We start from the raw sequence: 521 nt of genomic DNA, 5'->3' as shown, positions 1-521 counted from the left end.
ATTTACGAAGCTATCATTAAAGGCGAATCTTCAATTGCGGCGGGAATTCCTGAATCGTTCAACGTGTTGGTGCAGGAACTCCGTGGACTTGTACTTGATTTTATCATTTACGACGCGAAAAGACAGCAAATACCACTCACCGAACGTGATAGAGAACTTATCGACAAATCAAATTTTGATTTTTAATACTGTAAAAATTTTTAGTAGGGTTTAATATTCTCCACCCCTTTATACAAGGAAACATTATGTGGGACATTCAAAATTTTGACAGTTTGATAGTAAAATTAGCGTCTCCTGATACCATTCGGGCATGGTCATATGGTGAAGTGAAAAAACCGGAAACCATTAACTATCGCACGTTGCGCCCGGAAAAAGACGGACTGTTTTGCGAGCGAATTTTTGGCACCACGAAAGAATGGGAATGCTATTGCGGAAAATTCAGATCCGTTCGTTACAAGGGGGTCATCTGTGACCGATGTGGTGTAGAAGTAACGCATTTTAAGGTACGTCGCGAACGCATT

Annotated in this window: 2 protein-coding genes; both read left to right on the top strand. The window is 40.7% G+C overall.

Translation table 11 applies throughout. The features are described from left to right. On the top strand, nt 1-186 hold a 186-nt coding region (locus AWU74_RS12910; RefSeq protein ID WP_162505064.1), incomplete at its 5' end, for a hypothetical protein. 59 nt (nt 187-245) lie between these two features. Beyond that, a partial coding sequence (locus tag AWU74_RS10905; protein ID WP_162505063.1) for a hypothetical protein occupies nt 246-521 on the top strand: 276 nt, incomplete at its 3' end.

The sequence above is a fragment of the Treponema endosymbiont of Eucomonympha sp. genome (assembly GCF_001028545.1).
The sequence above is the reverse complement of the archived record's forward strand: the minus strand, read 5'-3'. Positions and strand labels throughout refer to the sequence as shown.